This is a genomic window from Pedobacter soli (assembly GCF_900101435.1).
GTDB lineage: Bacteria > Bacteroidota > Bacteroidia > Sphingobacteriales > Sphingobacteriaceae > Pedobacter > Pedobacter soli.
Map to the genome: position 1 here is coordinate 185508 of NZ_FMZH01000001.1, position 22381 is coordinate 207888.

The 22381-nt window shown below is 38.8% G+C and carries 18 protein-coding genes; 11 read left to right on the forward strand and 7 right to left on the reverse strand.

Annotated elements, in window-relative coordinates; all coding sequences use genetic code 11:
- Window positions 1–140: 140 nt before the first annotated feature.
- From BLR37_RS00670 to BLR37_RS00685, 4 genes are all read right to left on the reverse strand, one after another.
- A complete protein-coding gene (locus BLR37_RS00670; RefSeq protein ID WP_039480406.1) occupies window positions 141–830 on the reverse strand; it encodes a response regulator transcription factor in 690 nt (229 codons plus the stop codon).
- A gap of 103 nt (window positions 831–933) precedes the next feature.
- Window positions 934–2046 carry a TlpA disulfide reductase family protein gene (locus tag BLR37_RS00675; protein WP_090763223.1) on the reverse strand — a complete coding sequence of 371 codons (1113 nt, stop codon included), beginning with the start codon at window positions 2044–2046 and terminating at the stop codon, window positions 934–936.
- Window positions 2046–3497 (reverse strand): Asp-tRNA(Asn)/Glu-tRNA(Gln) amidotransferase subunit GatB, encoded by a 1452-nt coding sequence (gatB, locus tag BLR37_RS00680; RefSeq protein WP_090763227.1) that lies wholly within the window; start codon window positions 3495–3497, stop codon window positions 2046–2048. The genes BLR37_RS00675 and gatB overlap by 1 nt, the downstream gene beginning before the upstream one ends.
- A 54-nt stretch (window positions 3498–3551) precedes the next feature.
- A complete protein-coding gene (locus tag BLR37_RS00685) occupies window positions 3552–4739 on the reverse strand; it encodes an ATP-binding protein (protein ID WP_090763230.1) in 1188 nt (395 codons plus the stop codon).
- 305 nt (window positions 4740–5044) lie between these two features.
- Here BLR37_RS00685 and BLR37_RS00690 point away from each other — a divergent pair, with 305 nt between their 5' ends.
- From BLR37_RS00690 to BLR37_RS25055, 3 genes are all read left to right on the forward strand, one after another.
- Window positions 5045–5602: a hypothetical protein gene (locus BLR37_RS00690; RefSeq protein WP_090763233.1), complete on the forward strand. Its 558-nt coding sequence runs from the start codon at window positions 5045–5047 to the stop codon at window positions 5600–5602.
- A 109-nt stretch (window positions 5603–5711) separates the two neighbouring features.
- Window positions 5712–6215, forward strand: coding sequence for a hypothetical protein (locus tag BLR37_RS00695; RefSeq protein WP_090763235.1), 504 nt, complete (start codon window positions 5712–5714; stop codon window positions 6213–6215).
- Window positions 6216–6314: 99 nt separating this feature from the next.
- Window positions 6315–6818 carry a hypothetical protein gene (locus BLR37_RS25055; protein WP_143009502.1) on the forward strand — a complete coding sequence of 168 codons (504 nt, stop codon included), beginning with the start codon at window positions 6315–6317 and terminating at the stop codon, window positions 6816–6818.
- Between the two features lie 81 nt (window positions 6819–6899).
- Here BLR37_RS25055 and alaS read toward each other — a convergent pair whose 3' ends face one another.
- Window positions 6900–9512, reverse strand: a complete 2613-nt coding sequence (gene alaS / locus BLR37_RS00700; RefSeq protein WP_090763238.1) for an alanine--tRNA ligase — start codon at window positions 9510–9512, stop codon at window positions 6900–6902.
- A gap of 116 nt (window positions 9513–9628) precedes the next feature.
- On the opposite strand from alaS, the gene BLR37_RS00705 reads away from it, so the two are divergent.
- From BLR37_RS00705 to BLR37_RS00730, 6 genes are all read left to right on the forward strand, one after another.
- Entirely contained in the window at window positions 9629–9964 is a 336-nt protein-coding gene (locus BLR37_RS00705; RefSeq protein WP_039480387.1) for a MerR family transcriptional regulator, read from the forward strand.
- A 373-nt stretch (window positions 9965–10337) separates the two neighbouring features.
- On the forward strand, window positions 10338–12365 hold the full coding sequence (locus tag BLR37_RS00710; RefSeq protein WP_090763241.1) for a ComEA family DNA-binding protein: 2028 nt from the start codon (window positions 10338–10340) through the stop codon (window positions 12363–12365).
- Between the two features lie 2 nt (window positions 12366–12367).
- Entirely contained in the window at window positions 12368–14443 is a 2076-nt protein-coding gene (locus BLR37_RS00715; protein ID WP_090763244.1) for a ComEC/Rec2 family competence protein, read from the forward strand.
- A gap of 1 nt (window position 14444) precedes the next feature.
- Entirely contained in the window at window positions 14445–15221 is a 777-nt protein-coding gene (locus BLR37_RS00720) for an enoyl-CoA hydratase/isomerase family protein (RefSeq protein ID WP_090763247.1), read from the forward strand.
- Between the two features lie 23 nt (window positions 15222–15244).
- Window positions 15245–15928, forward strand: a complete 684-nt coding sequence (locus tag BLR37_RS00725) for a hypothetical protein (protein ID WP_090763250.1) — start codon at window positions 15245–15247, stop codon at window positions 15926–15928.
- 96 nt (window positions 15929–16024) lie between these two features.
- Window positions 16025–18193 carry a S9 family peptidase gene (locus BLR37_RS00730; RefSeq protein ID WP_090763253.1) on the forward strand — a complete coding sequence of 723 codons (2169 nt, stop codon included), beginning with the start codon at window positions 16025–16027 and terminating at the stop codon, window positions 18191–18193.
- 33 nt (window positions 18194–18226) lie between these two features.
- Here the strand turns inward: BLR37_RS00730 and BLR37_RS00735 are convergent, their stop codons facing one another.
- Both BLR37_RS00735 and BLR37_RS00740 read right to left on the reverse strand, forming a co-directional pair.
- Window positions 18227–18937: a DUF3307 domain-containing protein gene (locus BLR37_RS00735; protein ID WP_090763256.1), complete on the reverse strand. Its 711-nt coding sequence runs from the start codon at window positions 18935–18937 to the stop codon at window positions 18227–18229.
- A gap of 4 nt (window positions 18938–18941) precedes the next feature.
- A complete protein-coding gene (locus tag BLR37_RS00740) occupies window positions 18942–19547 on the reverse strand; it encodes a transcriptional regulator (RefSeq protein ID WP_143009503.1) in 606 nt (201 codons plus the stop codon).
- A 183-nt stretch (window positions 19548–19730) separates the two neighbouring features.
- On the opposite strand from BLR37_RS00740, the gene BLR37_RS00745 reads away from it, so the two are divergent.
- Together BLR37_RS00745 and BLR37_RS00750 are read left to right on the forward strand one after the other, a co-directional pair.
- Window positions 19731–20765: a ligase-associated DNA damage response exonuclease gene (locus tag BLR37_RS00745; protein WP_090763262.1), complete on the forward strand. Its 1035-nt coding sequence runs from the start codon at window positions 19731–19733 to the stop codon at window positions 20763–20765.
- Window positions 20762–22351: an ATP-dependent DNA ligase gene (locus tag BLR37_RS00750; protein WP_090763264.1), complete on the forward strand. Its 1590-nt coding sequence runs from the start codon at window positions 20762–20764 to the stop codon at window positions 22349–22351. Before BLR37_RS00745 ends, BLR37_RS00750 begins: the two co-directional genes overlap by 4 nt.
- Window positions 22352–22381: the final 30 nt, after the last annotated feature.

Consider the following 22381-nt stretch of genomic DNA (forward strand, 5'->3'; position numbering starts at 1 on the left):
ATCTTATTAATCTTTAACCACAGATAAAAAGGATGAACACAGATAGCGTTCAGCTTTTGACATCTTGATGCATAAAAAAACACAGATTAAGCATCAGAAAAAATCTGTGTTAATCTGTGTACATCTGTGGCTAAATTAATTTAAGCTAACTCAAATTTATAACCTACCCCTTTTACGGTAGAAACATAATTTTCGCCTAATTTCTCGCGCAGTTTACGAATATGTACATCAATGGTACGGTTGGTTACGACTACTGAATCTTCCCAGATATTTTTAAGGATCGACTCGCGGGTATAAACCTTACCGGGTTTGGAAGCTAAAAGGTATAACAATTCGAATTCCTTTTTAGCCAGCACCACTTTATTACCACCCTGGAAAACAAGGTAAGCTTCACGATCGATTACCAAATCACCAATTTCGAGTTTATTTTCTGATACTTCTTCTGTACCGGCATTTCTTCTTAAAATGGCATTGATCCGGCTTACCAAAGCCCTTGGTTTAATGGGTTTAGCGATATAATCATCAGCCCCCACATTAAAACCAGCGATTTCTGAATATTCTTCGCTTCTGGCTGTTAAGAAAACCATAAATGTATTTTTGAATTCAGGAATTGCACGCATTAAACGGCAAGCCTCAATACCATCCATTTTAGGCATCATAATATCCAGTATAATCAAATCAGGATGAACCTTCTTTGCAACGGTAATTCCCTCCTGGCCATTGGTTGCCGTAAAAACCTGATACCCCTCTTTCTTTAGGTTGTACTCAATAAGCTCCAGAATATCTGGTTCATCATCAACAATTAATATTTTCTGACCTGCGTTGTTCATAGTTAAATATTTGTTACGAAAGTACTGTCTATGATGCAATATTTAGTTAAGCCTAAGTTAAGAAATTGTTAATTACTTAAATTAGTTTAACATGAAATTTGTTTTAACGTAACGTTTTGGCTAAAAAGCTCTCTAAGGCCTCTCCACGAAGGTTTTTAGCTACAATTTTACCGGCAGGGTCAATTAAATATGATGTTGGAATGGCCTGAACCTGATATTTTTTAACCGTTTCGCCATTAAAATCTTTCAATTCCGAAACATGTGTCCAGCTTAAACCGTCGGCTTTAACAGCACCTAACCAGGCTGCTTTATCCGTATCGAGTGAAATACCCAGGATATCGAAGTTTTTGGTTTTATACTGATTGTAAACTTTTACTACGTTAGGGTTCTCCTGACGGCAAGGCTGACACCATGATGCCCAGAAATCTACCAGTACATATTTTCCTTTATAATCTGCTAAACTAACAGGCTTGCCCTCTGCGGTATTGATGGTGAATCCAGGAGCTGTTTCGCCAACTTGTACCGCTTTTAAAAGTGCCATTTGCTTAACAAAAGCATCAACAGTGGCATTACCTTTAATATCTTCTTTAACCTCGTCGGCAAACTTTACCAGTTCTGCTTCAAATTCCTGCGGACTTAAAGTATTCATGGCATAAAAGCTCGCCAGGGTTCCTTTGTTGTCTTTGGCAAATTTTAAGATCTGCGTATTTAACTGGTTGATGTAAGATTCGTATTGCGGTTTCATCGATTCCAGTATCGCCGCCCTGTTTTGAGGCTGCGTAGCTACTTTAGCTTCAAAATCGGCTTGTAATTTCTCTACTTGTTTGGCAAACGTATTTCTGATACCATTCAGCTCAGATAATTTATCTACCTCATTGGCACCGGAAATTTTATATGCCATGGTTTTATCAGCCAAATCAGCTTCCAATTTAATTGCATCGCCATTTTTAGCAATCAACATAAATTCATGGTTACCAACCGATACCCTGAAAAAATCAACTGATGGGGTTTTACGGATAAACTTAAATTCGCCCTTTTCTGACAAATTGGTCGAATCGATTGCAATCATGTTGCTGTTTTGCATGCCATACAGAAACACCTTTTTTTCTGCTCCCGGGTTTTGGAAAGTTCCGTCGATGGTAAAGCTATCTTTTGGTTTACATGCAGTGAAAGCAATTGCAATCAGCACGATCAGGCTCAATTGTTTTATTCTCATTATTTCAGTTTTTCAAGTATAAGTTCATTTAATTTTTTAGCATCTGCTTTTCCTTTGGCCAGTTTCATTACATCGCCAACAAACAAGCCTAAAACGCCTTTTTTGCCTTTTTTATATGCCTCTACCTGTTGTGGGTATTTATTTAACACTTCATCAATAAAAGTCCCTAACTCATCACCATTATCGGTAATTAAAAGGTTTAGCGCCTGTGCCAGCTCCGCTACATTGGCATCTGCTTTGGTTTCAATAGCAGGCAACAATTGCTGTATGGCAATTTGCTGGGTTATTTTTTTATCGTCAACCAGGTTAATTGCAGCTGCAAGTTGCGTCGGCTTAACGTTATATGCATCAATAGCAATACCTTTTTCATTTAAAATAGCTCTCACCGGACCAATAAGCCAGTTAATTAAGCTTTTTTGGGTATTTACAAGCGGTAAGGCAGCATTAAAATAAGTAAGTAATGCCAAATCTTCGGCAAATAAGGCAGCGTCGGCTTTACTAATGCCAAATTCAGCAATCATTTTTTTCGAAATCTCATTTGGCAAAGCAGGCATCGCCGATTTAATTTCAGCTAACCAGCTATCCGAAATGTGGATGGGTTGCAAGTCCGGGTCAGAGAAATAACGGTAATCGTTGGCTTCTTCTTTGGTACGCATGGGCGAAGTAGTACCATGCTCAGCATCAAAATTAAGTGTGCTTTGAATAATTTTACCGCCATTGCTAATTACTTCAACCTGACGACCAAATTCGAAATCCATAGCCCTGCGTACATTACGCATGGAGTTCAGATTTTTCACTTCGCAACGGGTGCCAAATTCAGTTGTACCTGCCGGGCGGATTGAAATATTGGCATCGCAACGTAAACTGCCTTCTTCCATATTACCGTCGCTCACATTTAAATGCCTTACCAGTTTCCTGATTTCGCTTAATAAGGCCGACGCTTCTTCTGCACTGCGGATATCGGGCTCAGTAACAATCTCAATTAAAGGCACACCTGCGCGGTTTAAATCAACCAACGAATATTGGTCGTCCTGATCGTGAATACTTTTACCTGCATCTTCTTCTAAATGGATACGGTTAATACCAATTTTTTTGGTAGAACCATCTGAAAGTTCAACTTCCAGAAAACCGTTTACACAAATGGGTTGATTATCCTGTGTGATCTGATATCCTTTTGGCAAATCGGCATAGAAATAATTTTTCCGGTCGAAATGATTGATCTGGTTAATGGTACAATTTAGCGCAAGGCCAATGCGAACTGCTTTAGCTACAACTTCTTTGTTTAACTTAGGCAAAGCGCCTGGCAAAGCCAGCGAAACCGTTGATATATTTTGATTAGGCGAAGCACCAAAAGCGGCACTATCAGCAGAAAATATTTTAGTATTGGTATTTAACTGAACGTGGATTTCCAGTCCTGAAACGAGTTCGAAATTGCTATTTTGTAAAGGCATTAAAGCTTTATGTGTTAAAATTATAAGCAAATATAGTTATTATTTAGTCTTTCGTTAAAAAAGGCTTGATGGAGAAATTTTTAAAAATTCCTGCCAGGGCAATCCGCCACCGCCAACCAAAAGCATTTTATCGGGCTTGTACATTTTATTAAAAGCATCCATACCCGATGTACCACTAACAAAGCCCGTACTTTTAACCTCAATGCCAATTATTTTACCGCGTTTTTCTAAAACAAAATCTACCTCATCATTTCTGTGTCGCCAATAAAATACCTTGTAGCCTTCTACAAAAGAACAATTTAACAGATGTGCCCCTATTGATGACTCAACCATTCTCCCCCATTCTGCCGGTTGTTTTTTTATGGTTTCAAAAAGCTCATTGCTTTGTGCACTCACCAATGCATTGTTATGCACCTGAAATTTAGGACTGGATGAACGCTTTCGAATTACATCTGCTGCGAACTTTTCAATCCCCCCTAACAAGCCCGCGGTATCTAACAGTTGCAGATAATGAGATAATGTGGTAGTATTGCCGGCATCAGAAAGCTGTCCCAGTATCTTAGTAAATGATAAGACCTGACTGGAATACAGGCAACCGAGCTCAAACAAGCGCTTCATCAGTGCGGGCTTATCAACACGCGTAAGCATTAAAATATCTTTAGAAATACTGGTTTCAATCAAAGCATTTGAAACATAGCTTTTCCAGCGCTCTTCATCTTTGATTAAACCAGCTGCGCCAGGATAACCTCCAAACCAAACATACTCTTCAGCTGTAAAACCAAAGGCACTTTCCATTTCTATAAAACTCCAATGTCCCAAATAAGTTAATTCGAAACGACCGGCAAGTGATTCTGTAAGCCCCTGCTGGATCAATAATCGTGATGAACCCAATAAGATTAGCTTAATATTCACCCCATTACGCATATCTTCATCCCAAAGGCGTTTAATGATCTCGCTCCAGTTATCTACTTTTTGAATCTCATCAATTACTAAAAGACAGCCTTGCTCATTATTGTTTTTAACCAGCTCGCGGGTATTGAACCAAACCTGCTCAATCCAGGTGCGATCAGATGCAAATACGGCATCAGCCGATTCAAATATATGGGGGAATGTTATTTTCTGGACCAATTGAGTAATTAAGGTAGTTTTACCAATCTGCCTGGGACCAACAAGTACCTGAATAAACCGTTTTGGTTCTTTCATCACTTCCACAACTTTCTGTAATTCAATCCTTTCGTGCATAATTTACAATTTACTTAATATAATGAGTAAAATTACTCAATACGATAAGTAATTCCAAATCCAACAATTATTCAATTCATTTAAAACTGTAAACATCTCTTTCTATAATTTCAATAACCACATAACAAACTAATTATCAAATAATTATAAGTACAAATACAATTTACTCAATATAATCAGTAAAATTACTCAATAAAATGAACAGTCGGTTTAGTTAAAGAAATGTTAAATCCTAATCTGCTTATTAAACCACTTTATATCACACAAGTCTATCCCAGTATTAACACACAAAAACCTTTAAGATTATGAAAAAATTAGTTTTAATTGCCGTGGTTCTGATGATATCATTATTCGGCGCAGATCATGCAAAAGCACAGGTTAGTTTAAATATAAATATTGGTTCGCAACCTGTTTGGGGTCCAACCGGTTATGACCATGTAGATTATTATTATTTCCCTGATATTAATGCGTATTATTATGTTCCTTCTGCACAGTATATTTATTTGAATGGTAGTCAGTGGGTATGGACCAGCAGTCTCCCCGCCCGCTATGGCAACTTTGATTTATACCGTTCCTATAAAGTAGTGATAAACAAACCAAGGCCATACCTCCAAAATAATTACTACGTTACCAGATATAGCCGTTACAAAAACTACGGTGGTCGCCAGGCCATAATAAGAGACAGCCGCGAAGCTAAATATTATGTAGTAAAAGGTCATCCCAATTATAGCACAAAACAAGTAACTGTGGTTCGTCCGGAAAGAAACCAGCCACAACGCGTAAAAGTGGTTAAACATGTAGAAAGAAGCCATAACGGCAGGCCAGAAAGATATGGCGAAGGCGGTGGAAACAGACGTCGTTAGTCTAAAATCAGGTTAGGAAGAAGGAGTACTAATTGGTGCTCCTTTTTTTTGTCTTTACACTTTGGCACAGCATTTGAAAATAAACTACTATCACACAAATTAAATAACCATGAAAAGATTATTCTTAATTGCTGCAGTGATGATGATTTCATTCTTCAGCATACCTGCAAAGGCTCAGTTAAACGTAAATGTTAATATCGGATCGCAGCCGTTATGGGGACCTATAGGCTACGATCATGTAGACTATTACTATCTTCCTGATGTAGAGAGCTATTACTATGTTCCGCAAAGACAGTTTGTTTACCTCAACGGAAATGATTGGGTTTTTGCCAATTCATTACCAGCCAGATATGGCAATTATGATTTATACAATGGATATAAAGTAGTAATTAACTCGCCTAAACCATATCTAAATTTTAGAAGCGATAAAATAAAATATGCCAAATATAAAGGCAATAAAAACCAAATCATCATTCGTGATAGTCGCGACAGCAAATATTATGTAATTAAGGGCCATCCACATGGAATGCCTCCCGGACAGGCTAAAAAGATTTACGGTAAAGGAAATAACGGTAATGGTAAAGGCCATGGAAATGGCAAAGGAAAACATTAACAATTATTATAGTTAAAAAGTTTTTCACGTAGCTGTTACAATAGAAATTTTGGCACAGCGTTTGAATTACGTTTACCACACACAAATTAATAGATTATTATGAAAAAGTTATTCATCCTATCCGCGATTCTAGGTATCGTGGCTTTAACATCTAATCAATCTAACGCTCAGGTAAGTATTAATGTGAATATTGGCGCGCAACCAGCCTGGATACCAGCTGGATACCAGGACGTTAATTACTACTATCTCCCAGAAGTACAGTCTTATTATTGCGTTCCACAAAGACAATTTGTGTATTTACACGGAAACAGATGGACCAGATCGAGATATTTGCCGGCAAGATACAGGGGTTATGATCTGCACCACGGCCGAAAAATAGTAGTGTACGGAAACAACCCATACAACAGTTACAATGTACATAGAGTAAGGTATGCAAGTCATGGCAATTATTACCGCAGTTCTTATGGAGGTGGAGATAGAATCAGATACAATTCGCCAAGAAATAATTATAGAAGTTACAGAGTAGATAACAGACACCACGATCCACGTGTAAATTCAAGCTTGTTTTCGAGAGGACACCGCGAAAAACATGGCAGACATTAAAATAAAAAAAGAGGCTTTAGGGCCTCTTTTTTTTATGAATATCAATCAAAAGATTGCTTCGTTCCTCGCAATGACGATTCTCTAAGGAATAAAACTCTCTGCTTTTTCCAGTACTGCTTTTAAACCAGCAGGGTTCTTACCTCCGGCAGTTGCGTAAAATGGCTGTCCGCCACCGCCACCCTGGATTTCTTTTCCAAGCTCGCGAACAATATTCGATGCGTTTAATCCTTTTTTAACCAAATGATCGGAAAGCATTACAGTGATACCGGGTTTGCCGTCAATTTCGGTAGTGAAAACCAAGAACAGATTATCAACCATATCTTTTAAAGAGAAGGCCAGGTTTTTAACTGCCTCAGCACTCTGAATATCAATATGTTTGGCAATCAAATTAATGCCGTGAATTCCACGAACATGGTGCACAATCTCGTGTTTTAAGGTATTTACACGTTCAAGGGTCGATTTTTCGATCTCTTTTTTCAGTTTAGCATTTTCATCAAGCAAAGCTTGTACAGCAGCTGGTAAATCTTTGCTTCCGTTTAGCAATGTTTTTAACTGTCCAAGTTCTTTTCGCTGATCTAGGAAAAACTGCTCTGCTTTATCGGCAGTAATGGCCTCAATACGACGAACACCAGCGGCAACGGCGCTTTCTGAAACAATTTTAAATGAACCTATTTGTCCTGTAGCCTTTACGTGTGTACCACCACAAAGTTCTTTAGAAAAATGATCATCGAAAGTAATCATCCGAACAAAATCGCCATATTTTTCTCCAAATAAAGCAGTTACACCACTTTCTATCGCGTCCTGATAAGGTACGTTTCGTTGCTCTTTCAGTTTAATGTTCTGTCTGATTTTCTGGTTCACAATCACCTCAATTTGTGCCAGTTCCTCGTCGGTTACTTTGGCAAAATGAGAAAAATCGAAACGCAGGTAATCGGCATTCACCAAAGATCCTTTTTGGTTAACATGCTGGCCTAAAACCTGTTTTAAAGCGGCATGTAACAAGTGCGTAGCCGAGTGGTTATCTTCGGTTAAAACACGTTTATCTTCATCCACAACTGCCCAGAATTTGCCTTCCAGATTATCAGGTAATATATCGGCAAAATGAACCGTTAAACCATTTTCTTTTTTGGTATCGGTAATGTCAATCCAAAACTGGCGACTGTGATCTTCCAACCGGCCGGTATCTCCTACCTGACCACCACTTTCGGCATAAAAAGGTGTCTGACGCAGTACAATTTGATATTGCTCTTTTCCTTTTGCCTTTACTTTGCGGTATTTTAAAATCTCGGTTTCTATTTCTAAATCATCATAACCTACAAACTCACTTTGATCGTCGGCATTTACAATAACCCAGTCGCTGGTATCAATAGCAGTTGCGGCACGACTATCATCTTTCTGTTTCTTCAGTGCCTGTTCATAAGCCACTAAATCAACTGTCCAGCCTTTTTCTCTTGCCATGAGCTCGGTTAAATCGATCGGAAAACCGAAAGTATCAGAAAGTTCGAAGGCAAAATTCCCCTCAACGCTATTATTTACAGCCTGATACTTCTCGAAACGTTGAATACCTGTTGAAAGCGTTCTCAGGAAAGAAACCTCTTCTTCTAAAACCACTTTCTGTACAAAATCCTGCTGTGAAACCAGTTCATCAAAAACACCTTTAAACTGATCGGCCAATAAAGGTACCAGTTGGTTTAAGAAAGGCTCTTTGAAGTTTAAGAACGTATAAGCATAACGTACTGCACGGCGTAAAATCCTGCGAATTACATAACCTGCTTTGTTGTTAGATGGCAACTGACCATCGGCAATTACAAATGAAATGGCACGGATATGATCGGCCATTACACGCATAGCAATGTCCGTTTTTTCATCAGCTCCGTATTTAATACCCGCTTTATCAGCAATAAACTGAATCAGCGGCTGAAAAACGTCGGTATCGTAGTTAGAAGTTTTATCCTGTAAAACACGTACCAAACGCTCAAATCCCATTCCGGTATCTACATGTTTGGCTGGTAAACTTTGCAGAGAACCATCTTTTAGACGGTTAAACTGCATAAATACGTTGTTCCAGATTTCGATTACCTGCGGGTGATCGGCATTTACCAGTGAAGCACCATCTACCAATGCTTTTTCTTCGTCGGTACGGCAATCCACATGAATTTCCGAGCAAGGTCCACACGGTCCGGTATCGCCCATTTCCCAGAAATTATCTTTTTTATTTCCCGGTAAAATATGGCTTTCATCTACATATTGTTTCCAAAGATCAAAAGCTTCCTGATCTTTAGCTAAACCTTCTTTCTCATCACCTTCAAAATAAGTAACGTATAATTTCTCTTTCGGAATTTTATAAACTTCAGTCAGTAATTCCCAGCTCCAGGCAATGGCTTCTTTTTTAAAATAATCACCAAAGCTCCAGTTGCCCAGCATTTCGAACATGGTGTGGTGGTAGGTATCAATTCCCACTTCTTCCAGGTCGTTATGCTTACCTGAAACACGCAAACAACGTTGCGTATCTGCAACACGAGAATATTTAATGGCGGCCTCTCCCAAAAACAAATCTTTAAACTGATTCATACCCGCATTGGTAAACATTAAGGTTGGGTCGTTTTTAACCACAATCGGTGCGGAAGGTACAACATGGTGTTGTTTCGATTCAAAAAAACTAAGGAATGCCTGTCTAATCTCTTTTGCTGTCATTTCAATATTATTGGAGGGAACAAAATTAAAATTTTATTGCGTTATTAAGGAAAAATCGAGCTACATTTGAACACTTTAATTAATCGATATAAAACACTCATAATCAAGCTCAAAATATGCCGTATAAAGAAAGAGACATCAATAAAATGTATTATACCATGGGCGAAGTGACTGAAATGTTTAACGTAAACGCTTCGCAGATTCGTTTTTACGAAAAAGAATTCGATATCCTTCAACCCAAAAAAAACAAGAAAGGCAACCGCCTTTTCACTCCTGAAGATATAGAAAACCTTAAGATTATCTTCAACCTGGTTGATGAGAAAGGTTTCACTTTAAAGGGCGCTAAAGATTATCTGAAAAACAATAAATCTGATGTGAAAGAAAATCAGAAAATTATTGATGCGCTAGAAAAACTGAAAGGTTTCCTGGTTAACCTCTCGCAAGAGCTTTAAAGCTAACGCATCATACCACAAAGTATTTTTAAAATTACATTTCTTGTAGTTTTAAAAATATTTTTACTACATTAGTTCTGAAGAACAAAAAATCACCCCTATTTTCTTTAACCGATTTAATACTCGCTTATGAAAGTATGGCTTTTTTTGTTGCGTCTTTTTTTATGCTGCTACCCTGCTCCATATCATTTGGGTAATCGCACAGCATTTTTCAAATGCCCGCTATTTTTTATTCCTTTTCTGGCGAATACCGACATTGATTCAGGCCATTCCTGCTTCGAATGCGATATAGGCATACTTGTGCTATCCTGAAAATCATCTCCTAACAGACAATCGCCTGCAGATACCACATTTACCTGAAAAACAATAAATTATGCGTTCTAAAATTTTAAGCATGTTATTTGTGATGATCGGATTTATCGCAAATGCACAAACTACAGAACAGGAAGTAGCCATACGCGACATCATTGAAAGCGTTGCCGAGAACCTTCCTGATGATTACGATATAACTGAACTGGTTGAAATATTAACCCGATACCGAAAGCACCCCATTAATTTAAATAATACCTCGGTAGAAGAGTTAAAAACATTGGTATTCATTTCGCCCCTGCAAATCAGCAATTTCTTTGTTTATATGAAAGCGAATGGAAAATTGCTTGATGTGTACGAACTGCAAAGCATTGATGGTTTTGATGTTAAAACGATTGAAAACCTGATTCCTTTTGTTACGGTAAACACAACACCGGAGTATGAAAATTTTAAATTAAACAACCTGTTTGCTGGTGAACACGATTTGATGATGCGATTTGCACAAACCCTCGAAAAGCAAAAGGGCTTTACAGATTTGCCTGGCAACCGTTATCTGGGATCGCCGGAACGTTTTCAAACCCGCTATCGCTATAACTATAGCTCAATAATTTCGGCAGCGTTAACCTTTGATAAGGATGCAGGCGAAAAATTTATAGGTAAACCTTTCGATTTTGTTTCGGCCAATGTTGCACTATTTAAACTGGGAAAAATCAAAAAGCTTGTTGCGGGTGATTACACTCTACAGTTTGGCCAGGGATTAACCCTTTGGTCGGGTTTTTCTTTTGGCAAAGGTCCTGATGTAACCAGTGTGGCTAAAAAAGATCTGGGCTTAAGACCTTACACTTCAACCAATGAGTATTCCTTTTTCAGGGGCGCAGCTGCCACGATTAATCTGTACAAAAATTTCGACCTCACTCCTTTTGTTTCATTCAGGGGTTTAGATGCCAGCCAGAAAACAAATGCCGCAGGCGAACTGGTTCAATCGACCATCAACCAAACAGGTTTACACCGCACGCCAACTGAAATCAAGAATAAAAACAGCCTTACCCAAAGTGTTTACGGTATGGCTTTACAATACACCAAAAACGAATTTGGTGCTGGCGCTATTGCCTACCAAAGCTACTACGACAATAGTTTTATAACCCAAACGGCACTTTATGACAAGTATAGCTTTACCGGGAACAAACTCACCAACCTGGGGCTTTTTTATAACTATACCTTAAAAAACATGTACTGGTACGGAGAAATTGGCAAATCCATAAGCGGCGGTATTGCAGCCATAAACGGTGTATTGATCAGCTTATCTCCCACAGTTTCAGCGGCGGTAACCTATCGTAACTACAATAAAAGTTACCATAACTTTTTTAACCAGGGCGTATCAGAATCAACAGAAGCAGTAAATGAAAGAGGCTTGTACGCAGGTTTAAATGTTAACCCGAATAAACATTGGGCGTTTTCTTTTTATGGCGATTACTTCAAATTCCCCTGGTTGAAATATCGCGTTGATGCTCCTTCCAAAGGTTATGAAATACTTGGACAGGCTGTTTACACACCAACCAAAACTTTTAAAATTTTAGCCCGGTATAAACGTGAAGTTAAGCAACAGAATACAGACCTTAACGTTCCTGTTAAATTCCTTGATAATGTAATTAAAGCCGGATACCGGATGGAGCTTCGCTGGCAATTGAATAAAAACTGGATGCTCCAAAACCGCGCAGAAGTATCGCAATACAAAAAGGGCGATGCTAAACGTGAATTTGGCTATATGCTTTATCAGGATGTAGATTACTCACCCCTATTTGCCAGGCTTACAGGCAACATCAGGCTGGCTTATTTTAACACCCCAAGTTACAATAGCCGCATTTATGTGTACGAAGACGATGTTTTGTACAGCTTTTCATTTGGCATGTACAATGGACGGGGATTCAGGAGTTATTTGAACCTAAAATATAGTCTGGCTAAAAAGTTAAATCTATGGTTAAGATATGCTGTATTCATTTATCAGGATGCAGAAACTGTTGGTACTTATCTCGATGAAATTAATAGTAATAAAAAATCAGAGGTTAAAGTTCAGCTACGCTATCAGTTCTAAACATGTTTAAAGCAGAATACGTTTTTGTGAGGATCTTGTTTCCATTTGTTATTGGAATTGGCTTATTTTATTTTTTGCCATACAGGGCTTGCTTCTATTTTACCGCAATAGCCACGCTGTTTATGGTGCTGATTGCCCTGGCAACAAACCTAGCTTACAAAAAACTAAGTATTTACCGTTTTAAGGGGGTAATTGGGATTTCAATCTTTTTGCTATTCTTCCTGTTGGGTGCTTCTGTTTGTCTATTAAAGAATGAAAAACTAAACAGTAACCATTTTGCAAAAAAGAAATATAACCAGTTAAAAATATGGGTGAACGATGAACCTCAGCAAAGGGGAAGCATTTTGCGTTTTAAAGCAAAGGTTATTGCAGGTTATTTTGCCCACAAGCAAATTAAAGCATCTGGTCAGCTGCTGGTTTCGGTAAGATTAGCTAACTCAAGACCTTTAAAACTTGATTATGGCGATGAAATTATTATGCCTGCCCAATATACAGCAATAGAACCACCTTACAACCCTGCTGAATTTGATTTTAAAGCCTGGCTGGCTACACAAAACATTTACCACCAGGCTTTTTTAGAACGGGAAAACATAGTTAAAACCAATAAACAGTTGGGTCATTTCATCATTGAAAAGGCATTGCGTTTAAGAGCAAAACAGGTTCAGAAGTTTAGAAGGTTAATTAAAAGCAACGAAGCCTTTGCAGTAGCATCGACCCTGATTTTGGGTTACCGTGCCGACTTAAGTCCAGAAACACTGGCTGCGTATGCCAATACCGGCACCTTACATGCGCTCTCTGTTTCGGGAGCGCATGTAGCGATTATATATGTGGTTTTAGATTTTATATTTCTGTTTTTGAACCGGAACCGCAAATTAAAAATTGCTAAGCTTCTGATCATTTGTAGTTTGATATGGGGCTATGCGTTAATTACAGGCTTATCTCCTTCTGTGGTGAGGTCGGCCATTATGATTAGTGTATTTATTATCGCCAAAACCTTATCCAAAAACACCAATAACTATAATATTTTAGCTTTTTCGGCCTTTTGCCAGCTTATTTACAATCCTTTCTCCATTTGGGATGTTGGCTTTCAGCTCTCCTATTTAGCTGTTTTTGGGTTATTTTACCTTCAGCCGAAAATTTATAACTTGTTTTACATCGAAAATAAAAGACTGGATAAATTATGGAACTTCATTGCGATGTCGCTGGCAGCACAAATTGCTACTTTTCCATTAAGTATCTATTATTTTCACCAATTTCCGCTTTATTTTCTTCTTGGCAACCTCTTTATTACACTGCCGCTGGTGCTGATGATGTATTTGGGCATTGCCACATTAATTCCGGGACTTGGTTTTTTGGCATCAATCTTCGAATGGCTGATCAATTTTACCAATTCGACTTTAAAGTGGATAGCCAACCTGCCATTTGCTACTTTTTCTACCATTTACATTAGCTTGCCAGAATTTATATTATTGAGTTTTAGCCTGGGCTTTTTCATTTACGGATTAGCCAAATTCAGCAAAAGGTTGATATTTTTATCCTTGTTACTTTTTACCTGCTATCAAATCCTCATTGCTTACGAAAGCCTTTCGGCATTGCAACAGCGTAACATCCTGTTCTTTTCATTAAGAAAAAACTACGCTGCAGCTTTTACGCGAGGAAAAGAAACCGTTCTGGTTACTGACCTAAAAGTAACAGATAAAAGCTATGCGTTTTTTATTAAGCCGGCACTGATGTCGATGCAAATTGACCGTATTCATCACATTAGCTTCGAAAAAGACACAGTATTACGTAACTTCATATTAAAAGATAAACAGATTGTATTTCAAGGTTATAGCATTTTATTAATTGATAATCACCTAAATCACAAGCAATTGCAGGGAAGAAGCGCCTTTTCTGCAATATGGCTGACAGGAAACAGTAAATTCGATTTAAGTAATATTCCTTCAGATATCCGGTTTCAAACGCTGTTAGTTGATGCAACCAATAAGCAATACCGAATTAAACAATTACAGAAAAACAGAAAAGATGCTTACGTTTTAAAGAAAAATAAAGCATATTTGATCCAACTAACCCAATAGCATGGAAAATCTGGTTTTGTACCATGTTGCCGAAAGGATTGCAACAATAACGATTAACAGGCCTGAAAAAAGGAATGCCTTAAATCCCCAACTCGTTTCCGAACTAACTGCAGCATTTATTCAGGCATCAGAAGATGATTTAGTTAAAGTAGTGATTTTAAATGCTAAAGGCAGTTCGTTTAGTGCGGGCGCCGATTTAGACTACCTGCAGCAACTGCAACACAACACTTTCGAAGAGAATGTAGCCGATTCGAACAACCTGAAAAAGCTTTTCACCACAATTTATTATTTACCCAAAGTGGTTATTGCACAGGTTGAAGGGCATGCCATTGCTGGTGGCTGTGGTTTAGCTACCATTTGCGATATCGTTTTTGCTACGCCAGAAAGTAATTTCGGCTATACCGAAGTAAAAATAGGCTTCGTTCCGGCTATTGTTTCCTGCTTTTTAAAACAAAAGGTTAGCGAAACCATTGCCAAGGAAATTCTGCTCACGGGGAAAACCTTTTCAGCAGAACAGGCGCAGCAATATAATTTGATTAATTTTGTAACAAATCCGACAGAGATTCATCAAAAAGTAAAAGAATTTGCATTAAGTTTGTGCAGCGAAAGCTCTGGAAACTCATTAATGATTACCAAACAGCTTATTAATCAAACGAATAACCCCTTATTGGAAAAAAGTTTGGAAACAGCTGTTCAAATCAATGCCCGCATTAGAGAAAGTGAAGATTTTAAAAAAGGAATTGCTTCGTTTCTAAAAAAAGAAAAAATTAACTGGTAAAAAAACTAAACTGAAATAAAAACATGTTCAAATCAATCAAAACAAGCGTTGTAGCTTTAATTTTAGTAAGCAGTGCTGTACTTGCCAATGCGCAAAAGAAAATGACCGAAGGTACGCTTACTTACGGTTTAGCATACAAATTAACTGAAGAGCAAAAATCTGCTATGGGCGGACAAGAGCCACCTGCAGAACTGAAAGTTAAATTCAACAATGGTTTAACTAAAATCGAAATGGAACAAGGTCCTGCCTTAATTGGTATCGTATCTGATAATAATGATAAAACCGGGTTACTTTTAATCGATGTGCCAATTGCCCAAAAACAATTTGCGGTAAAACAATCAAAAGAAGATGTAGAAAAAGTAATGGGCGCTATGCCTAAATTTTCTGACTTCAAAGCCACAGGCGAAAAACAGACTGTTGGAGGCTTTAATGCAGAAAAATATACTTTTAAAGATGACAAAGGTGGCGCGCACGAACTTTGGGCGACTAAAGATGTAGAATTACCAAATGTGGGTTCTCAAAATTATTTCCCTGGTTTAAATGCATTCCCGGTAAAATATACTTTGGTTCAAAGAGGTATCGAAACCACTACAACCTTAAAATCGATTACTGAAGGTAAAGTTGGCCCGATTTCGAAAGAAGTTCCAACCGGATACGAAGTGGTAACGATGGAAGATTTAGCAAAAATGCAAGGTGGTGGTGAATAATTAACCATTTCCAGCTAATTAATGGCTTTTTAACTGACGGCTTTTTATTTAAATTAGCCCCAAAGTTAAAAAGCTTTTTTTATGACCTAACTTTATATGATTAAAAAACTATTACTCAGATTATCAGTTACCTGCATTGCCCTATGTGCTGTAATTGATTCAAATGCCCAAAACATTAACTGGGCAAAAGATGGAAACTCCTACTACCAGATTGCCAGCGGAGAAATTATTTCGGTAACGCTCCCTAAAAGCGACAAGAAAACAATTATTTCAAGATCATTATTAACCCCCGCGGGTAAAAGTGATGCCATAGCGGTAAGAAGTTTCCAGTTATCGGATGATGGCACAAAAGCTTTAATTTACACCAACAGCAAGAAAGTTTGGCGTTACGATACCCGTGGCGATTATTGGTTGGCAGATTTAACATCAAACAAAATTGTACAGATTGGTAAAGACAGGCCAGCCTCTTCATTAATGTTTGCCAAGTTATCGCCTGATGGCAGTAAAGTGGCTTATGTAAGTCAGCATAATTTATATGTAGAAAATATTGACGGGACTGGTGCAAAAGCCTTAACTACTGATGGTACTGACCGGATGATTAATGGTACTTTCGACTGGGTTTACGAAGAAGAATTTGATTGCCGCGATGGTTTCAGGTGGAGCCCTGATGGAAAATCGATTGCCTACTGGCAACTGGATGCTACCAAAATCAAGAACTTTTTGATGATCAACAATACAGATTCTATTTATCCTTACACCATTCCTGTTGAGTATCCTAAAGTTGGCGAAAACCCTTCTTCCTGCAAAGTTGGGGTGGTTGATATCAATACTGCTAAAACCAACTGGTTAAATGTACCGGGCGATAACGTTCAGCATTATATCCCTCGTATGCAATGGGTGCCAAATAGCAACAACATCATTTTACAACAGCTTAACCGTGAGCAGAACGAAAGTATCGTGTTTATCTGCGATGCCGCTTCTGGCGCTGCTAAAGCTGTTTATACCGAAAAAGCCAAAGCCTGGATTGATGCACAGGATGAGTGGAAATGGTTAAACGACAATAAAGAATTTACCATCGTATCAGATAAAGACGGTTGGAATCACCTTTACAGGATTAGTGTTGATGGTAAAAAAGAAACCCTGGTAACCAAAGGAAACTACGATGTGATCGATGTTAAATTAATCGACGTTAAAAATAACATGGTTTATTTCCTTGCATCACCTACAAATGCTACTCAGAAGTATCTTTTCAAAACCAAATTGGATGGAAAGGGTAAATTAGAGCAGGTTACCCCTTCGGTATTACCGGGCACACACAACTACGATATTTCTCCAAATGCTGCATTTGCACGTCATTCATATAACAGTTCTATTGTCAGACCTATTACGGAGTGGATGAACTTTACAACGGGCAATCCGTTTACCATGGACGGCAGCATCACTAACCAGCTTTCAAAACAAGAAGCACCCAAAAATAAAGTAGAGTTTTTTAAAGTAACTACCGAAGATGGTGTTGAAATGGATGGCTGGATGAAAAAGCCTGATAATTTTAATCCGTCTAAAAAATATCCTGTTGTATTTTATGTGTATGGCGAGCCTGCTTCTGCAACCGCACTTGATACCTATGGCGCAGGAAGAAACTTTTTATATGCCGGCGATATGGCTAAAGATGGTTATATCTACATTTCGATGGATAACAGAGGTGCACCGGTACCAAAAGGCAGTGCATGGCACAAAGGTATTTATAAAAACATCGGCGTAATTAACATCCGCGACCAGGCTATGGCTGCTAAGAAATTATTGGCTACTAATACCTTTATGGATAAAGACCGTGTGGCAGTTTGGGGCTGGAGCGGTGGTGGTTCTTCTACCCTAAACCTGATGTTCCAATACCCTGAAATTTACAAAACAGGTATTGCAATAGCTGCTGTTGGCAATCAGTTAACTTACGATAATGTTTATCAGGAGCGTTATATGGGCACGCCTTTCCCAAGCAAAGAAGCTTATGTTAAAGGATCGCCGGTTACGCATGCCAAAAACCTGAAAGGTAATTTATTGTATATCCACGGTACTGGAGATGATAACGTACACTACCAGAATGCTGAAATGCTGATTAACGAATTAATCAAAAACAGAAAGGTTTTTCAGTTAATGAGCTATCCGAATCGTACCCACAGTATTTCTGAAGGTGATGGAACCAGCGAGCATTTATCGTTAACCTACACCAAGTTTTTAAAAGAAAACTGCCTTCCGGGAGGAAAATAAATCATAAAAAAAGCAGCTTTAGGGCTGCTTTTTTTATGCAATAAGTTGCTGTGTGAGCATGGCAGTTACAATGGCAATACCAAAGCTCAGTAGTGTGCCGATTAATACATATTCGGTTAATTTAAGGTCGTGAGCTTCTTTTAAATCGCCAAACCTGAATATCGATTTTGCAGCCAGCAAAAAACCAACTGCTTCAAAATGATTGGTTAAGATGAATATAAATATCAATACCCGTTCCAGTATACCAATGTATTTCCCGGCATTCTGCAACGATTTCGGACTATCAGCCTGGTTATCCGGAATCCAGCGGGCAATAATAACCCGCATGGTAATGGAGGTAGGCATGGTTAAAAACAAAGCTCCAGAAATGAATATCCACGTTTTGGTTTCTTTGAGGTAACTGATATCCAGGCTTCCTTTATAAAATAAATGCCATACAGCTACAATGGAAATAAAATGCAATACTTGATCGACAAAAAACAGTAAACGGGCATTCTTTTGGGTTTGAAACAATAATTTCAAGGTATCAATTGCGAAATGAATCAGCCCGATTAACAAGGCTACTTTCCACACCCCAAAACTTAAAAAAATCAGGAATATGAGTGCAATATGTATGGCTACATGGAGGTAAAGTTTAGCTGATTTAAGTTTCTTTACTTCCTTTTCTTTAACCCAGGAGCTTGGTTGCAAAAAGAAATCGCCAATTAAATGGGCAATAATGAGCTTGATGAGGTAGATATCCATTATTTTAAAACATTTGGTTCAATTTTTTACGGTACAACTTATCCATATCCATTATTTCGGCAAAATGAGCCCGTTTTAATGCTTCGCTAACCGATGATTGTGTTCTGCCCGAAATAGCTGCCAATTCGCTCTGCAATATGTTTTCGTGTTCAAGCGCCAGTTTAACCATTTCGGCAGCTACTACTCCCCAGCTATCCATAGCAATGAGGGCGAGCTTAATCAGTGTATTTATTTCTTCGTCGAAATCAGCAGAACTGGTTTTAATGGCCAGGTTAAGCTTAATCTGTTTTAAGCTATCAAAGGCAGCACCCGAGTACACAAAAGCATCGCCGCTATCTTCTGTAAGTTTCTTTCTTTTGTTTTGTACGACGCCAATTCCAAGCCCCATCCGCACATCTGCAGGTTTATTTAACCTGATACAGGCTTTTAAGTATATCGCTGTTTTCAGCGCTTCTGCGGCATTCACTTCTACCTGAAAGCTGTCTCCCCTAAAAATTTCCCATCTGCTATGCTTCCCTGAAACAACCTTTAGTGCTCCTTTTAAGCTTGCTAACCAGCTGTCTTTTATTTTACGTGAGCCTATAATATCGCCTGTTATAATGCAAATCATAATACCAATATCGATAAAATAATTAGAAATGCCAAACAATATCGGGTAATTACCCGATATTTCTATTTATCGGCTAATTACCCAATATTTTAATTTATCGGCTAATTACCCGATATTTTAATTTATCGGCTAATTACCCGATATTACTTCAAAACCAATTGATACATTTATTGTTTAATAGGCATGGCACTCATAGAATTTACCAAAAGAGGCATTTACTGCAAACAGGGAGATTTTTACATAGATCCCTGGTGGCCTGTAGATTATGCTGTAACCACACACGGGCATAGCGACCATGTTCGGTTTGGCAATAAACATTACCTCTGCCATACGCTTACCAAACCCATTATTAAACGTAGAATAAGCGAAGATTTAAATGTAGAAACCCTCGAATATGGAGAAAGCATTACCCGAAACGGGGTAAATATTTCATTTTTCCCGGCAGGGCATATTATAGGCTCGGCGCAGGTTAGATTGGCTTATAAAGGTGAAATCTGTGTGGTATCGGGCGATTATAAAATTGAAGATGATGGCATTACCACGCCTTTCGAACCTGTAAAATGCCATTCATTTGTTTCGGAAAGTACATTTGGATTACCCGTTTACAAATGGCAAAAACAAGAGGTGGTTTTTAACGGCATTCAAAATTGGGTAAACGATAACATCAGCCAGCAACGCACGAGCGTGTTAATTGCTTATAGTTTGGGCAAGGCACAACGCCTGATTAAAAACCTGGCAGGCAGCGTTCCGATATATGTACACAACAGTATCGCTAACCTGAACGAGGTAATTATAAATGCAGGCGTAAACTTGCCCGAAACCATCAGGATTGTACCCGAAATTACCAAAGAAGCCTTACAAAAAGGAATTGTAATTGTTCCACCCGTGATGCGCGACAGCCGCTGGATTAAAAATTTAGCCCAGCCGGTTACCGGTATCTGCTCTGGCTGGATGCAGGTTAGGGCGCATCGCCGCTGGCAAAGTGCCGATGCGGGTTTTGCACTGAGCGACCATGCCGACTGGAATGGCCTGATGGAAGCCATTACGGCAACCGGAGCAGAAAAGGTTTATGTTACCCATGGTTTTACAGCAGCATTTAGCCGGTTTTTAAATGAACAAGGCATTGAAGCCAGTGAGGTATTAACCAAATTCGGGCAGGAAGATGACGAAGAAAGCAATGTAGATTTAGTAGCGCAAAACGAAAGCAAATTACTATGAAACACTTTGCACAACTGATTCAGCAGCTGGAGCTCAGCAATAAAACCAATGCTAAAATAGCGGCTTTGGTTCATTATTTTAACTATGCCGATGACAAAGATAAAGTTTGGGTAATTGCTTTATTTACCGGAAAAAAACCTAAAAGGCCGATCAAATCCGCCCTGCTTAAGTACTGGGCAATCGAAATTACGCAAACACCAGAATGGCTTTTTGCCGAAAGTTACACCAATGTGGGCGATTTAAGCGAAACCATTGCCCTGCTCCTTCCTCCTGCAGAAAACACGTCAGATTTACAACTTTACCAATGGATTGAAGACCTGCATAACCTGGAAGGAAAGGATGATGACACCAAAAAGGCTTTTATTCTAAATGCCTGGAACCACCTTGAAACACAGGAACGTTTTATTTTTAACAAATTGATTTCAGGAAATTTCAGAATAGGTGTTTCCAATAAAATGCTGGTTAATGCTTTGGCTAAACAAAGCAGCCTGGATAGTGCGCAAATTATGCACAGCATTATGGGCAAGTGGAACCCTTACGAAATTACTTTTCATGAACTTGTGAATGGTATCCATGTAAACACCGATAATTCGTGGCCCTACCCTTTTTGCCTGGCTTATGCTTTGGAACAGGCGCCAGAAAGCCTGGGCGATATTACAGCCTGGCAGGCCGAATGGAAATGGGATGGCATACGCGGGCAAATTATTAAACGGAACGGAGAACTTTTTATCTGGAGCCGTGGCGAAGAACTGGTAACGGAACAGTTTCCTGAATTGCATTTTCTGGTTGACGTGCTGCCCGACGGTATTGTTTTAGACGGCGAAATACTGGCTGTACAGGATAAAAAAGTATTGTCTTTCAGCACCTTGCAACAGCGTTTAAACCGTAAAACAATTAGTAAAAAACAATTAGAAGATGCTCCTATTGGATTTTTCGTTTACGATTTACTTGAATATGAAACCCATGATTTCAGAACGCAGACACTGAGCGAAAGAAGAAAAATTTTAGAAAAGGTTATAGCTGGTTTAGGCGATAGTCCGGTAATCCTCTCTCCGGTTATCGATTGTAGTAGCTGGGAAGAGCTGGCAACCTTAAGACAAGATTCGCGTTCGATAAACAGTGAGGGTATTATGCTCAAAAAACTCAGTTCATTGTACCACAGCGGACGCAAACGAGGCGATTGGTGGAAATGGAAAATTAACCCCTACACCGTTGATGCCGTAATGATTTACGCACAAAAAGGAAGTGGCCGAAGGGCAAATTTCTTTACCGATTATACTTTTGCCGTTCGCGATGGCGAAAACCTGGTTACCATAGCCAAGGCTTATTCGGGCTTAACCGATAAGGAAATTAAAGAGGTAAACAGCTTTGTAACCCGCAATGCCATCGAAAAATTTGGCCCGGTACGCACGGTTAAACCAGAACTGGTTTTCGAAATCGCGTTTGAAGGTATTGCTGAAAGTAAACGCCACAAAGCAGGACTGGCCCTTCGCTTTCCACGCATATTACGCTGGCGAAAGGATAAAAAAGCAGCAGAAATTAATACACTTGAAGATTTAAGGCAGTTACTGCAGTCAACCTTGTAATTTTAAACCCGACAGCAGCGATACCCTTTT